The following is a 12,986-nucleotide window of genomic DNA, read 5'->3' on the forward strand; positions in this document are numbered from 1 at the left end:
TGCTCTTTACCCAGTGCGGTCTCACTGAAGTTTGAAAAACTTTTCTTCTTTAGTAAGCTCGAGGATGGTGTTTTCTTTCAAGAACTGTTTGTCGAAGCCGTCCAGTTTGTCATTCAAAATGGCTGCGATAGTTTGAATTTTCTTCTCGTTGGCGAAGCTGAAAAGCTTGATTAGCTTGTCCTCGTCAACAACTTCTAGATAATCTTGAATGGTAAATGAAGGAAGTTTGGATTTGAACTTATTGACGAAGTGCACGTAGGCCATGTCGAAAGCCATAGCAGCAGCCCGTGGAACACCATCGCCGGTGTTTAGTTCTTCGTTTACGATTGTGAAATCTGCTTTTCCATCTAGCGCGGCTGTAACCACCAATTCGTTGTGGTGAGTAACGAATAGCCTTTTGGTGATATCGGCATAGGCCTCATTGAAAACTTCCAGCTTTGTATGTAGATCTGAATAGTACACGGCGATAGTTCGCCTGATGTTTTCAACTATTCTTTTCAATTCTGCAATTCTTTTACGAGAAGCCTCTACCTCGCTGGTGACGTATGCGAGTCGTCCTCGAGCTTCACGCAGGTCTTGCATTTGTTTCTCAGCCAGAATCAAACCGCTAAAATGGCTATCCCTCGAAAGGTCTTTAACGATAGACTTTTCGTCGGCTAGCCGTTGAGCAAGGCTACTTCTTAATGAGTCAAGTTCATCTGCTGTATCCGCAGAAAGCTCTTCGACGTAGGCGGCCTTACGACTCATTATTGAATTGTGGAATTCAACAGTTTCCTCTAGTGTCTTACTCAGGTTTGGCACTAGGGATTTCGCTTCGTTGTAGAGGGCGGTAATCTCTCCTACATTAACCTCTACCAAGTTATTTCTGTACCGCTCAATCGTTTTGTTGTTGTAGTAAAGCTTAGTTTCCAGATTGACTATTCGCGATGTTAGTGCGGCTACGCTTCTTCGAGACTCGCGAAGTTCTGCAATTGCGTAGTTTTGAGAGTCAAGCAGTTCGTATTCATCCTCCTTGACTTGCAAGTTAGAAATCTTATAATCGATTTTTTCGATTTCTTCCAGGCGAGACTCTAACTCGGCCCCGCCAAGGAGTGTCTTGACGCGACTTTCCTCTATCTGAATTTCTCCTTCAATCAAATTGATTTGACGAACGGAGTCTATGAATTCAAAATCAAAAAGGTAAGCGTAGATTAAATCGTATTCGTTGTTGGTCGTGAAAGCGTTTAAATACTTTAGCGTGTTGTTGCTTGTGGGTCTGTTGATTCTAAAGAATTTGCTACGTATCGAGTTGAACTTCGGCTGTTCTCTAGTGTATCCGAATAGGCGTGGTAGTTCGCGGGTGAAGGCGGTTGCGGTCTTGTACTCAATGCCATCAATAGTGCTGGATGTTGCGATGGTCTCGCGAGCTCCTACTTTATTTGAGAGAACTCGAGTGATTCTGTGAGTAATAGAGGAAATCTTTAGTATTAGCTCGAACCTTAGATCGCCTTTGGTTAGGAATTTTTTTACTTTTTCGTTGACTTTGTTGTTGTCTGGGTCTTTCCAGAGGGGTTCAGCTTTCCCGCCCAAACAAAACGCCAGTGCGCGAAGCGATGTACTTTTACCAATCTGGTTACCAGTTTCGCCCAGGTTGGTAATTATGTTCATTCCTTCCTTGAAGGTGATGGTACGTATTTCTTCGCTTCCATCAAATACAGATAATTTAATCAGCTGCATAAAGAAATATCACCTTGCTTCGTTAGCTCTACACTTCCGATGACGTAAAGCCAATCGAGCGCGTACAGAATGTAAGCAAAAGAAACGCGCTCAAATTTTTCCTGATACCTTTCAAATAGTGCCAGGGGGCTCATGGTGCCAAACTCACTAGATTTCAAAACCATCAATACCCGCCCGCCTACGATGTAAAGGCTCTTGAGTGGAGAGCTGGTATTTTGAATAATCATTGAGGAGGCTCCAGTATTTTGCAGTGAATGAAGCCATAGCAAACTATCAGCTGCCTTGCCCATTCAACAAGCTCAGATGCAGCGCCATGGAAGCCTGTTTTGATATCTACGATGAGCTCGGCGACTCTCAGTACAAGTTCGTCGGAGTTCATCCGGATTATATTTAGCTTTTGCTCTTCAGTAACTGGTCGCACCGTCTGGCGCATAAATACTTCACGCCTGGCGGTTCTGTACTTCTGATTTATGGCGTAAAGAAACCTTTTTTGTGCGCCAGGCTCTTCGTCGTCGATAGTCAAAATAAGACTTTCAATGAGCTCCATGTAGCCTACATTGTCGACAATGACTTCTGAATATACCGACACTCTATTGTGCTCGATTTTTTCATCGACCCCACGGTAGTCCATCTCGACGTCAGCGATCTCATCATAAGGAGTGTGAGTCGACACAATTTTCAACAAAAGGGGGTTAAGCAGTGATGAAATAGCAGCGGGGGTTGGTGCTACCGTGATAGGCCCGCTTCCGGTGCTGACTACTGTTAAACCACCGTTCGTTGCCTGAGCGTCAATGTTTGGTGTGAACAGGCTCATGGCTTATGTGCGGTCACATTGCCGCGACCTGTAGATACGATAGTAGTGGAGTTGTTATCTGACGATGCAGAAATTGTCGGCTTTCTGCTGAAAGCTTGCAAAGCAATTAACAAAACAAAACAGAGGACACAACTGCCGAGAGAGTATAGAAACAGCTTGTAGATGGATTCGGCTGGCAAGACCTTGAGCAATTCAGACTTAAACCAACCAGCGTACATCGAGTAAAACATGGCAGCTCCCAGGGCTGCGAATGTTCCCCCTGCGCCTACGATAACCTTGAGGAAGCCGAACATTCCTTTCTCCATGGCAGTTGGTCACTCGGCAGTGAGTGCCAGTAATGTGATATTACAGATTTCACGCCTGGATCCACAAGGGCGCTTGAGCTGCGAACCCTCGTATTAGGTTCTGTACGTGAACCATCGAAACGGTACAAAGCCCCCGCAATGCCCGATTTTGCATAGAGTCGCGCGGCACCCAAGGAAAGGAGTCCTGTGATGGCCAGTCGATACAACCTCTCGGACAAAGCATGGGACATCGTTGCTGATCTGTTCGTTGGCCCCACCCGAAGGGGCCGGCCTCGTCGTGACGACAGAAAAATGCTCAACGGGATCCTTTGGGTGCTCTGCTAAGGTGCGCCGTGGCGCGATATGCTAGATGAGCTCGGTCCCTGGTCCAGCGTCTATCAGCGCTTTCGTGACTGGCGAAACCAACGGGTATTCGATCAGATGCTCAAGCGATTGCAGCTCAAGCTCAATGAAAACGGGCAGATCGATTTGAAGACCTGGATGATCGATTCCACAGCGGTACGTGCATCCCGTTCCTCTGCTGGGGCCGGCAAAAAAGGGGGCCTGATGAGCCTGACGATCACGCTATAGGCCGTAGCCGTGGTGGTTTGACGACCAAAATTCACATGCTGTGTGACGCCAACGGCGTCCCCCTCCGCTTCCTCCTTTCCGGCGGCAGCGCCAGCGACATCAACTACGCACAACCTCTTCTAGACGGGGCGAGTCTGCCCACTCCGCGCGGTCGACCAAGAAAGCGGTGCAGGTGGCTGCTCGCCGATAAAGGCTACGACGCCGAGGCATTACGGCAATACTGCGACCGCTACCGGATGCATCCGGTCATTCCGCTACGGAGCATGAAGCGTAAACCCAGACCTGGCTTGCCGCGCCTGTTCGACAAACCCAAGAACATGCAGCGCAATATCACTGAGCGGATGTTCGGCTGACTGAAGGAAAACCGCCGCATCGGCACCCGCTACGACAAGCTGGCGGGAAGCTTTTCAGCCATGGTCACACTCGCATGCTCGTTGCGGTGTCTACGATAGTTGGTTTCGTACAGAGCCCTAATGACCGCTTCTGGCCGTCTGCTGCCTGTCGCCACGGCAGCTTTTGGCGGATTCCTACCTATTCTCGACGGAGGGGATGATCAACAACGTTCGAATTCGGGAGGTTTACCATTCCGTATGCGGCTCTGAATTACTTGCAGACCGACAACGTGCTGACATCTAAAAAATCCCGAGTTCGATTCCACCGAACGCCATAACTAGCTGATTTGTTTATAGTTACTAGTTGGGGTACGCCGAATTTTCCAGCGAACTCCAGATGCCCGAAAAACCTACTCTCGCCGAAACATACCGTTCGTCTGGTGCCGGCACCATACAAAACAAAGCCCTCGTAGAAATACGAGGGCTTTGTTGTTTCCGGGATTTGGAAAGTCAGGTCTTAGTGACCCGCGCTCTGCCCACCATCAACGTGCAGGATCTCGCCGGTGACAAAGTTGGCGCTGTCCAGATACACGACCGCCTGAGCAATGTCGCTGATCTCGCCCATGTGCCCGATCGGGTGCAGATTGCCCAGCGCTTCATGAGTTTCCTCGCCATGCATCGGGGTCTTGATGATGCCGGGGCTGACCGCGTTCACACGAATACCGCGCTTGGCGTACTCGATGGCCAGGGATTTGGTCGCCGCGTTCAGGCCACCTTTGGTCAACGACGCCAGTACCGACGGCACGCCGTCGATGGCGTGGTCCACCAGGCTGGTGGTGATGTTGACGACGTGGCCTCTGCCTTGCTTTTCCATCTCGGTGATCGCGAGTTGGGTGATGTAGAAGAAGCCGTTCAGGTTCACCGACAGCACGTTGGCGTAGTCTTCCGCAGTGTACGCAGTAAACGGTTTGGCAACGAAGATCCCGGCGTTGTTGACCAGGGTGTCGATGCGGCCGAAACGTGCGATGGCTTCACGGATGACTTGCTGGGCGACTTCCGGGTTGCCGATGTCGCCCGCCACGGTGAGGATGTCCGGGTCGGTGGACGGTTTGATCGAACGCGAAGTGGCGACAACTTTGTAATCCAGATCACGGAACGCCTTGACCATGCCTGCGCCGAGACCTTGGGAGGCGCCAGTAATAACGATGACTTTTTTCGAATTGCTCATGATGAACCTCAACTAATAAATGATGGTTTGAAAAAATAAGTAATCAGGCTTCGGCGGGGGCCTTCGCCATTTGTCTCAACATCTGTTCGTAGTACTCGACCGACTGCGAGCCGGACACCAGGTGACGACCGTTAAGCACCATGGCCGGAACCGAATTGATACCGCGCTGGCGGTAAAACTCTTCAAGCTCTCGCACTTCTTTGGCGAACGCGCCGGACACCAACACCTCTTGAGCAGCCGCCGCATCCAGTCCCGCTTCAGCAGCCAGACCCACCAGCGTCTCGCGATCGCTCGGGTTCTGGCCGTCGGTGAAATAAGCGCGCAGCAGGATTTTCTTGAGTGCGACCTGCCGCCCTTCCTGCAACGCCCACATCAACAACCGGTGAGCATCAAACGTGTTGTAGAAGTGGCTGCGCTTCTCCAGATCGAACTTGAAGCCAATGGCCTCACCGCGAGCGATCTGCATCGCTTTGCCGGCGGCAACGTCTTCGGCGCTGCGCCCATACTTGCGCATCAAATGCTCGACCGCTTTTTCGCCGACTGCCGGCATGTCCGGGTTCAACTCGAAGGGCTTGTAGGTCAGCTCAACCGAGATTTCACCGGCCACGTTTTCGATGGCCTGCTCCAGCGCCGTCGCGCCCAACGCGCACCACGGGCACACCACGTCGGAGATGAAATCGATGGAGACCGACGCGGTCATGACTGCCCCTCCGCCTCAGCCAGCTGCTTGCGGTACTGGGTGGTGGTGATGCCGGCGTAGCCCCAGTTATCGGTGTCGACTTCTTCGATCACGATGTGGGTCAGGTGCGGATCCTTGTTGAGGACGCGTTCCAGGGTTTCAGTGATTTCGGCGATCACCTGAGCTTTCTGCTCAGAGGTAACGCCATCGCGGGTGATGCGTACGCTTACGAAAGGCATGAGGAATCTCCAGTGACCTTCCCTTCGGAATGAATGGGTAGGCGTTGGAGTTCAATGTATGGGGTTGGCTGGAGGGGATAAAGGTGGGGGCGGGAACATCATTAGTTACGCGGTGTAATGAGTTATGTCTCGCAGACACAATACGTTTGCATCAAAAACGATCAATCGACTAGCCTGCATTTATCGTAAATTTTAGATAACTCAAAGGAGGGAGACGTTAATGGCAGTTCAATATTTCGACAGCCCATTCCATGCCACGCATCACAGCGAAGTCGCTAGCAAAAAAGCGCTGAAGATGGAGCTATCGATATTCATCACTGACTGCATCAAAACCCTGGGCCTCAGACAAAGTGAGGCGGCAGCCAGGTTGAACGTGACCCAATCACGCGTCTCAGAACTCACCACTGGCAAGATCGAGAAATTTACGATCGATGCAATGATGGACATGCTGGATAAACTCGGCTTTCGAACGACTTTTACGTTGCCATCCAACGATGCCGGGGCTTTGCCTCAGATCGTAATTTCACAAGCTAACGCCTGCTAGACGTTGTGTGATTTTGCAGTAGGACTCAGCCCCTTCTGATGTAGTCCGTCTTGTTACGTGTCGCTTTTTTTCACTTTCAGCGACACGTTATTAGAACGTGTCGCTGGAGACGACATACGCGAGTCGATGCGTTCCTTCGTTAACGGCCTCCCCTCAGCGATTGGAAGCGCTTGGCTCTCATTCATTTCGCGTACAGATTCCAGCAAATCCTTTTGAAACTTATCCAATTCAATGTCCATTCCTGATATCTCCTTCAGCAAGTCGGCAAGGCAATCAGCACGCCTTCTTCAAATTATGAAAATTATGGCTGACTAATAATTATTGCCCAGCCATAAAAATCACTAAAACCTTCAACCCACGCCACCACCTAGCCACGATTGCGCATCCACCGCTCTCAAGCTACCTTCAACCCGTCGCTGCCAATTCAGCGACCGGGCCTGAGAACTCGAATTCGATGCAGAAACCAGCCGGAGTTCTCCTTATGCATGCCCGCAATCCATTCAAAATTTTCGCTATTGCTACACCGGGTCACGCCCACCACCGCCCAAAAACCGGAGGTGCCCAATGACCAACCCCCAAGACCTGAAAACCATCGGCCTCACCCCTTTCTCCTACCACGACAACCAACCGCTGTTCCGCATCAACGCCGGTGTCCCGGTCATCCAGGCCCTCTCCCACGCCTCCGACCTGCTCCACATCGCCAAACTCCTTGCATCAGACGCTGCCATGGTTCGTGACACCGACCGACATGCCTGGGCGTCGCATTTTTTGCAGGATATGAGTAAGGCGATCATCGATGACGTAGCGAAGGTGCTCGATGCACCGGGTAACAATCGCAACCCGTGACGTCGTCACGTAGACCCAAGCCGCGCGCATAAAAAAGCCCCAAATCAATCGGGGCTTTTTGCGTAAGTCGGTCATCGACCCACTGGCTGTTTCGGGTGGTATCGATCACTCACGCTACTGTCTATCGGCTCCTCCCCCCGAACCGACTGAGCCACAGCTTCGATAATGGCGGCCCAAATATCCGGCCTTGCCAGCACAGGCATTTCCTTTGCCAATACGTTGCTCAGCGTCCCTTCGTTCTGCTCTATGGATCGCAAGAGCCGATCAGCCTGTTGATCAGGCATCTCAACGACCTCCTTGATTGCCTGTCTGGCCCTTATGTGACTTCGTAAATACCGCGACTCTTCACGCATCTGTTCGGTGATGGTGCGGCGAATGACGTTAGACATGAAAACAACGTGTGGCCCCAGGTTCGGATAGCGCCACACCGGGCGGGCTTGATCCTGGCCTGTGAATTCAATATTCGAGACCACACCGTCAGGGTATTGCGTACGAGTACTGGCGAATGTTACCTGGTCTCGTATGCCCTGCATGAGCGGTTTTGAAACCTGATTCAGCACGCTGTCATAAAGACGCCGCTCAGCAGAGTCGTCGGTGATAACAAAGAGGTGAGGCACATCGAGGTCCGCTGCTGACATGACTGCTGCAGTCTTGACGACGATTGGGCAGAAGTAGCTCGTTCCAGGCAGGTTGTCATTCACTCGCCATAGCGGCACCTTCACCGCCTCTTCGGGTGAAGCCGCCACCATCAAATCGGCGTTGATGGCGTCGACATACTTACCGCCTATAGGTTCTGGCGCCTGCAACCGCTCGCCAGTGAGCATTGAATTGGACACCGTCGAACTAACCAAAAACGCATAAAAACGATTTTACTTGCTCAAAAACGATCACAAATCTGGCTTTTTGCACAAAACCGTTTCGAAACTGGACAATCTCACTGAGCCCCTCACACACTGAAACCCGCAACAGCGCCCACAAAAAAAGCCCCAAACCAGTCGGGGCTTTTCCTTTCTCAGCCTTGCATCAGGCCTCGATGGTGCAACCGATCATCAGAAAATGTTGATCGGATAATCCACGAACACACGCACTTCGTTACCGCTGGAGTTGTACTCACTCGATTTCTGCGAGACACGCAGGATCGAGCTGCGCAGTTTCACGCTCAGGTCTTTGGCCGGGCCGCTTTGCACGACGTACTTGAACTGGTTGAAGATTTCGCGCTCGGTACCGCCTTCGCTGGTGGAGGTGGTGATGTTGTCGCCGCGCACGTAAGCGAAGTTGTAGCTCAGGCCTGGAATACCGAAGGTGCTGAAGTCGAGGCCGTAGCCCAGCTGCCAGCTGCGTTCGTCTTCGGCGTTGAAGTCGGACCAGTAGGAGTTCGCCAGGTAGATAGTGTTGCCGCCGTCGCCGACGCGACCTTGATCTTTCTGGTAGCCGCCGTAGGCGTAGCCCAGGTTGCTGTCGCCGGTGCTGCGCTGGTGGGCGAGCGTGAACGAGTGCGCGCCGGTGGCGAATGTGGCGGCCAGGCTCCAGATTTTGTTGTCGTCGCCGGTCGCACCGCTGTCGCGGACGTAGGAATCTTCCAACTTGGTGCGGTAGCCGTTGAAGTCCAGGGTCAGGGACTGATCCTTGTCGATCGGGAACACGTAGTTGGCGTTCACGTATTGCTTCTTCAGCACGTCTTCGACGTCGGAGGCGTACAGCGCAGCCTTGAACTGTTCGGTGAACTGGTAACTACCGCCCAACACGTTGATCGACTTCAGGCCGCCGCTGTCATGGCCTTCAGCGCTTTTGCGCGATTCGGCGGTGAAGCGACCGGCGTTCAGCTCCAGGCCTTTGATCTCCCTGGAGGTGATCAGCGTGCCGGTGTAGCTTTCTGGCAGCAGACGCCCGTTGTCGTAGCTCAACACCGGCAGGGCCGGCATCTGGTCGCCGTACGTCAGAACGGTGCTGGACAGGCGGAATTTTACCGCGCCACCGGCTTTGGCCAGATCGCCGGCCGGGTTACCGCTGTCGCCTTCCTTGAAGAAGTCGATGCCTTGGCCGCCGCTGTGGCTACCACGGTCCAGACGCAAGCCGTACAGACCGAAGGCATCAACGCCCACGCCGACGGTACCTTGGGTGAAGCCCGAGGTGTAGGTGCCGATGGCAGCCTGACCCCATTCACGCTGGTCGTCATTGCCGTCTTTTTTGTCACGATTGATGTAGGCATTGCGCAGCAGCACTTTGAGGCTGCTGTCTTCAACAAAACCCTTGGACTCGGCCTGGTCGTTAGCCATGACCTGTGTAGCACTCAACATCCCCAGAGCGATCAGGCTGATTCGCGTGTTCAACATTTTGTTCTTTTCCTTATGATCGGTTGATACGCGCTGCGTCGAACGGCTGAAACGGCGCTATCGCACTCTTTTTTCACCCCAAACAAAAAGGCCCGCGCACGAAGAAATCGTGGCGGGCCTTTTTGTTATTTTATGAGTCATGGCGGTTAGCCACAGGCGTGGGGCGAATCCTAGCCGCGCCCTTAACGATGTGTCAATTTCATGAATCGTCTGTAAACAGGCGAAAAACGTCTAAGAAATCACTTGTCGACGTCAATCGGCGCAGCCGCTCAGGCCACAGGCTTGAAGCTCCGATGATGACGCTTGTGCGGGAAGCGACTGACTCAGCCATGCCGCGAAGGCTTGCGGCTTGCCGAGCCACGGGCTGATATCGATCAGGGTAAATTGGCCGTTGTGTTCCAGGGCGAAGGTCGGGAAACCCTGGCCGCCGACTTCGGCCAGGAATGCTCGACTGTCCTTGATGTGGCGATCGGTTTCAGCTGCTTTGAAAGCAGCCTGGAACGCTTGAGGTTCCAGACCGATGTCTGTCGCGAGTTCTAACAGCACAGATTCATCGGCAATGCGTCGACCTTCCTCGTAGTGAGCACTCTGCAAACGCCCCAGTAACTCCAGTCCGCGGCCGGCGATCTGCTCGGCTGCCAGCACCGCGGCAATCGGCGGTGCGGAATCGAAAACCGCCGTCTCATCGCGCAGCAATCCTTCGAAATACGCCTCGCCGAACGGCTGACCGGTGTACTCGGCAATGCGCCGGTCATGGGGCATCACGTAGTTGCGTAGTTGTGGCGAGACGGTCTGGCGGTTGGCGCCGGTCATCATGCCGCCGCCGTGGGCGATCACTGGCAACACAGCCTGAGCGGCTTGCACCAGCGGTTTTGCGCCATAGCACCAGCCGCATAACGGGTCGTAAATGTAGTGAAGGATCATGGGAAGGCTCCGGCAAAAGCGTAGGAAAACGAGATGCCGGCAGATTAGTCCTCCGCCCGTTTCTGAAAAACGCTGCAATGGCTTTCAGTCTGTTTCATGAATCGGTCGAATGGCCTCACGACCCCACTGTAACCATCTCGACACAATTAGAAATAATCAAAACACGGAACCTTTCAAGAATAATTAACAGAAGTAAATAGCAAGCATTACCATTCGCACCCTCGAATTACTCCACCCTTTCGGATGCGCTTCAGATGCCTGCCCCCTTTCGCCTTACGCCCGTCACCCTTGGGCTTTCTGCATTTCTCTCTGCCGGTTTTGCCTGCGCCGCCCCCACCGTTTTACCCGAAACGTCGATCAGCGCCGAAGCTGAAACCGATGACCCGCGTGTGAAGGAAACCAGCACCGCGACCCGCACCGCCACGCCGGTGCGCTACGTTCCACAAGCCATCGACTCAATTAAAACCGCGAACGTCATGGATTACGGCACCAACGATCTGGGCACCGCGCTGAGCGGCATCCCCAACGTCAGCAGCGGCGCCGACACTCGCTTCGACAGCCTGCGCATCCGCGGTTTCGACGCCAGCAACGACTTCTACCTCGACGGCATTCGCGACGACAGCCAATACGTACGCGATTTGCACAACATCGAACGCATCGAAGTCCTCAAAGGCCCGGCCGCTGTTTTGTATGGTCGTGGCAGTCAGGGCGGGATCGTCAATCGGGTCAGCAAGCTGCCTGAATTCGGTCGCCGCTCGACCCTCGAGGCCCAGGGCGGCAGCGACGATTTGCGCAGCCTCTACGCCGACCTCAGCACCGACCCGAGCGAGAACATCAGCCTGCGCCTGAACATGGGCAACATGGATCAAAACAGCTTCCGCGACGGCGTGAGCGGCAATCGCCAACTGTTCGCTCCCTCGATGAGCTGGCAACTGACGCCAGACCTGAACTGGCTGGTGCAGTACGAATACAGCCGCTACAACCGTACGCCGGATCGCGGTATCCCCGGTGTAAACGGACGCCCGGCGGACGTAGGACGGGATACGACCTACGGCAGCGAACACGATTTCATCGACGACAAGTCGCAATCCCTGCGCTCGAAACTCAGTTATGAGCTCAGCGACAACTGGCAACTGCGCCACACCCTGGGCGTGTTCAAGCTCAACAGCGATTTCGACAACACCTACCTGACGGGTTATACCCCGGCGACCAACAAGGTCACGCGCCAGCACTGGCAACAGGACCTGACCACCCGCAACGTCTACAACAACGTCGAACTGGAAGGCGGTTTCGACACGTTCGGCCTTGAGCATCGTTTGCTGACCGGCATCGAAATCGGCAGCCAGCGGCGCGACCCTACGTTGTACAACGCAGCCACCGGACGCGGGACTGAGCCTGTACCGGCACTGGACCTGTACAACCCCGACCGCAATTTGCGCCATACCGGGCGGATGCAGGTTTCCAGCAGCACTCACACCGAAGTCGAAAGCCGTGCGGTGTACGTGCAGGATCAACTGCGTCTGAACGATCAATGGCAACTGCTGGCCGGCTTGCGTTACGACACCTTCGACATCGAGTCGTCCAACAAGCTGCGGGACATTTCCGAAGATCGTGACAGCCATAGCACCAGTCCGCGTGTAGGACTGGTGTGGACGCCGCTGCAGAATCATTCCTTCTACGCCTCCTGGACCAAGACGTTTTCCCCGGTCGGCGGTGGTTTGATCGGTATCACCCCGGGCGCTGCCGGCAACAGCAACGACCTGAGCCCCGAACTGACCAAGCAAAAGGAAATCGGCGTGAAGAGCGACTGGCTCGATGACCGCCTGAGTACCACGTTGGCGATCTACGAACTGGAACTCTACAACCGCCGTACCAGCGACCCGAACGATCCGACCGTCACCTTGATGACCGGCCTGCAACGTTCCCGCGGGATCGAGCTGACCGGAACCGGCAAGATCGCTGGCAACTGGTACGTGCGTGGTGGCGTGGGTGTGCAGGACGCGACGGTCGAGAAGGACAACAACGGCTTTGAAGGCAAACGCATCAGCAACGTGGCCAAGCATAACGGCAGCCTGTTCCTGACCTGGAAACCGGAAATGGGCTGGTACGCCGAAACCGGTCTGACCCTGGTAGGCCAGCGTTATGCCGACAACCTCAACACCACCGTCCTGCCGGGTTACGGTCGTTGGGATGCATTGGCCGGGTTCCGGCAGAAGGATTGGGATTTGCGCGCGGCGCTGAACAACATCAGCGACAAGACCTACTACTCGTCGGCCACCAGCGCGGCGCAGATTCAGCCGGGTGAACCGCGCAGTCTGGTCGTGACTGGCACCTACAGCTTCTAAAAAACACCGCCCCCACGACTAGATCGTTCCCACGCTCCGCGTGGGAATGCAGCCTGAGACGCTCTGCGTCTCAAGAGCGGACGCAGAGCGTCCGGTGAGGCATTCCCACGC

Annotated in this window: 14 protein-coding genes and 1 pseudogene; 4 read left to right on the forward strand and 11 right to left on the reverse strand. The window is 54.1% G+C overall.

What is annotated here, in order from left to right; translation table 11 throughout:
• Positions 1–21: 21 nt before the first annotated feature.
• From CKW16_RS05780 to CKW16_RS05795, 4 genes are read right to left on the reverse strand one after another with little or no spacing between them, the layout of a single operon-like run.
• Positions 22–1,716 (reverse strand): DUF2326 domain-containing protein, encoded by a 1,695-nt coding sequence (locus CKW16_RS05780; RefSeq protein WP_095127584.1) that lies wholly within the window; start codon positions 1,714–1,716, stop codon positions 22–24.
• Positions 1,707–1,943: an ABC-three component system middle component 6 gene (locus CKW16_RS05785; protein WP_045190420.1), complete on the reverse strand. Its 237-nt coding sequence runs from the start codon at positions 1,941–1,943 to the stop codon at positions 1,707–1,709. The genes CKW16_RS05780 and CKW16_RS05785 overlap by 10 nt, the downstream gene beginning before the upstream one ends.
• The gene (locus CKW16_RS05790; protein WP_095127585.1) at positions 1,940–2,530 is read right to left on the reverse strand and encodes a hypothetical protein; all 591 of its coding nucleotides are present in this window, start codon (positions 2,528–2,530) and stop codon (positions 1,940–1,942) included. Before CKW16_RS05790 ends, CKW16_RS05785 begins: the two co-directional genes overlap by 4 nt.
• A complete protein-coding gene (locus CKW16_RS05795) occupies positions 2,527–2,823 on the reverse strand; it encodes a hypothetical protein (RefSeq protein WP_017478540.1) in 297 nt (98 codons plus the stop codon). The genes CKW16_RS05790 and CKW16_RS05795 overlap by 4 nt, the downstream gene beginning before the upstream one ends.
• Before the next feature lie 201 nt (positions 2,824–3,024).
• On the opposite strand from CKW16_RS05795, the pseudogene CKW16_RS05800 reads away from it, so the two are divergent.
• Positions 3,025–3,857 (forward strand): annotated as a pseudogene (locus CKW16_RS05800) (IS5 family transposase).
• Positions 3,858–4,254: 397 nt separating this feature from the next.
• Here CKW16_RS05800 and CKW16_RS05805 read toward each other — a convergent pair.
• From CKW16_RS05805 to CKW16_RS05815, 3 genes are read right to left on the reverse strand one after another with little or no spacing between them, the layout of a single operon-like run.
• Positions 4,255–4,965 carry an SDR family NAD(P)-dependent oxidoreductase gene (locus CKW16_RS05805; RefSeq protein ID WP_095127586.1) on the reverse strand — a complete coding sequence of 237 codons (711 nt, stop codon included), beginning with the start codon at positions 4,963–4,965 and terminating at the stop codon, positions 4,255–4,257.
• A 43-nt stretch (positions 4,966–5,008) separates the two neighbouring features.
• On the reverse strand, positions 5,009–5,665 hold the full coding sequence (locus CKW16_RS05810; RefSeq protein WP_095127587.1) for a DsbA family oxidoreductase: 657 nt from the start codon (positions 5,663–5,665) through the stop codon (positions 5,009–5,011).
• Positions 5,662–5,883, reverse strand: a complete 222-nt coding sequence (locus CKW16_RS05815) for a 4-oxalocrotonate tautomerase family protein (protein WP_046045533.1) — start codon at positions 5,881–5,883, stop codon at positions 5,662–5,664. The genes CKW16_RS05810 and CKW16_RS05815 overlap by 4 nt, the downstream gene beginning before the upstream one ends.
• A gap of 220 nt (positions 5,884–6,103) precedes the next feature.
• On the opposite strand from CKW16_RS05815, the gene CKW16_RS05820 reads away from it, so the two are divergent.
• Entirely contained in the window at positions 6,104–6,427 is a 324-nt protein-coding gene (locus tag CKW16_RS05820) for a helix-turn-helix domain-containing protein (protein WP_095127588.1), read from the forward strand.
• A 53-nt stretch (positions 6,428–6,480) separates the two neighbouring features.
• Here the strand turns inward: CKW16_RS05820 and CKW16_RS05825 are convergent, their stop codons facing one another.
• The gene (locus tag CKW16_RS05825; protein WP_095127589.1) at positions 6,481–6,666 is read right to left on the reverse strand and encodes a hypothetical protein; all 186 of its coding nucleotides are present in this window, start codon (positions 6,664–6,666) and stop codon (positions 6,481–6,483) included.
• Between the two features lie 325 nt (positions 6,667–6,991).
• Here CKW16_RS05825 and CKW16_RS05830 point away from each other — a divergent pair, with 325 nt between their 5' ends.
• Positions 6,992–7,273, forward strand: a complete 282-nt coding sequence (locus CKW16_RS05830; protein WP_095127590.1) for a DUF3077 domain-containing protein — start codon at positions 6,992–6,994, stop codon at positions 7,271–7,273.
• A gap of 71 nt (positions 7,274–7,344) precedes the next feature.
• On the opposite strand, the gene CKW16_RS05835 is transcribed toward CKW16_RS05830, so the two are convergent.
• From CKW16_RS05835 to CKW16_RS05845, 3 genes are all read right to left on the reverse strand, one after another.
• Positions 7,345–8,097 carry a hypothetical protein gene (locus CKW16_RS05835; protein WP_176471519.1) on the reverse strand — a complete coding sequence of 251 codons (753 nt, stop codon included), beginning with the start codon at positions 8,095–8,097 and terminating at the stop codon, positions 7,345–7,347.
• 225 nt (positions 8,098–8,322) lie between these two features.
• Positions 8,323–9,606 (reverse strand): OprD family porin, encoded by a 1,284-nt coding sequence (locus tag CKW16_RS05840; RefSeq protein ID WP_095127591.1) that lies wholly within the window; start codon positions 9,604–9,606, stop codon positions 8,323–8,325.
• Positions 9,607–9,858: 252 nt separating this feature from the next.
• Positions 9,859–10,530, reverse strand: coding sequence for a DsbA family protein (locus CKW16_RS05845; protein ID WP_095127592.1), 672 nt, complete (start codon positions 10,528–10,530; stop codon positions 9,859–9,861).
• 254 nt (positions 10,531–10,784) lie between these two features.
• On the opposite strand from CKW16_RS05845, the gene CKW16_RS05850 reads away from it, so the two are divergent.
• Positions 10,785–12,875, forward strand: coding sequence for a TonB-dependent siderophore receptor (locus tag CKW16_RS05850; protein WP_095127593.1), 2,091 nt, complete (start codon positions 10,785–10,787; stop codon positions 12,873–12,875).
• Positions 12,876–12,986: the final 111 nt, after the last annotated feature.

Origin of the sequence: Pseudomonas sp. Irchel s3h14 (genome assembly GCF_900187425.1) — a bacterium.
Taxonomy (GTDB): Bacteria; Pseudomonadota; Gammaproteobacteria; order Pseudomonadales; family Pseudomonadaceae; genus Aquipseudomonas.

What these genes read in the sequence shown, in the direction of transcription:
- CKW16_RS05780 (WP_095127584.1), bottom strand. Translation starts at nt 1,716, where the DNA reads ATGCAGCTGATTAAATTATCTGTATTTGATGGAAGCGAAGAAATACGT.
- CKW16_RS05785 (WP_045190420.1), bottom strand. Translation starts at nt 1,943, where the DNA reads ATGATTATTCAAAATACCAGCTCTCCACTCAAGAGCCTTTACATCGTA.
- CKW16_RS05790 (WP_095127585.1), bottom strand. Translation starts at nt 2,530, where the DNA reads ATGAGCCTGTTCACACCAAACATTGACGCTCAGGCAACGAACGGTGGT.
- CKW16_RS05795 (WP_017478540.1), bottom strand. Translation starts at nt 2,823, where the DNA reads ATGTTCGGCTTCCTCAAGGTTATCGTAGGCGCAGGGGGAACATTCGCA.
- CKW16_RS05805 (WP_095127586.1), bottom strand. Translation starts at nt 4,965, where the DNA reads ATGAGCAATTCGAAAAAAGTCATCGTTATTACTGGCGCCTCCCAAGGT.
- CKW16_RS05810 (WP_095127587.1), bottom strand. Translation starts at nt 5,665, where the DNA reads ATGACCGCGTCGGTCTCCATCGATTTCATCTCCGACGTGGTGTGCCCG.
- CKW16_RS05815 (WP_046045533.1), bottom strand. Translation starts at nt 5,883, where the DNA reads ATGCCTTTCGTAAGCGTACGCATCACCCGCGATGGCGTTACCTCTGAG.
- CKW16_RS05820 (WP_095127588.1), top strand. Translation starts at nt 6,104, where the DNA reads ATGGCAGTTCAATATTTCGACAGCCCATTCCATGCCACGCATCACAGC.
- CKW16_RS05825 (WP_095127589.1), bottom strand. Translation starts at nt 6,666, where the DNA reads ATGGACATTGAATTGGATAAGTTTCAAAAGGATTTGCTGGAATCTGTA.
- CKW16_RS05830 (WP_095127590.1), top strand. Translation starts at nt 6,992, where the DNA reads ATGACCAACCCCCAAGACCTGAAAACCATCGGCCTCACCCCTTTCTCC.
- CKW16_RS05835 (WP_176471519.1), bottom strand. Translation starts at nt 8,097, where the DNA reads ATGCTCACTGGCGAGCGGTTGCAGGCGCCAGAACCTATAGGCGGTAAG.
- CKW16_RS05840 (WP_095127591.1), bottom strand. Translation starts at nt 9,606, where the DNA reads ATGTTGAACACGCGAATCAGCCTGATCGCTCTGGGGATGTTGAGTGCT.
- CKW16_RS05845 (WP_095127592.1), bottom strand. Translation starts at nt 10,530, where the DNA reads ATGATCCTTCACTACATTTACGACCCGTTATGCGGCTGGTGCTATGGC.
- CKW16_RS05850 (WP_095127593.1), top strand. Translation starts at nt 10,785, where the DNA reads ATGCCTGCCCCCTTTCGCCTTACGCCCGTCACCCTTGGGCTTTCTGCA.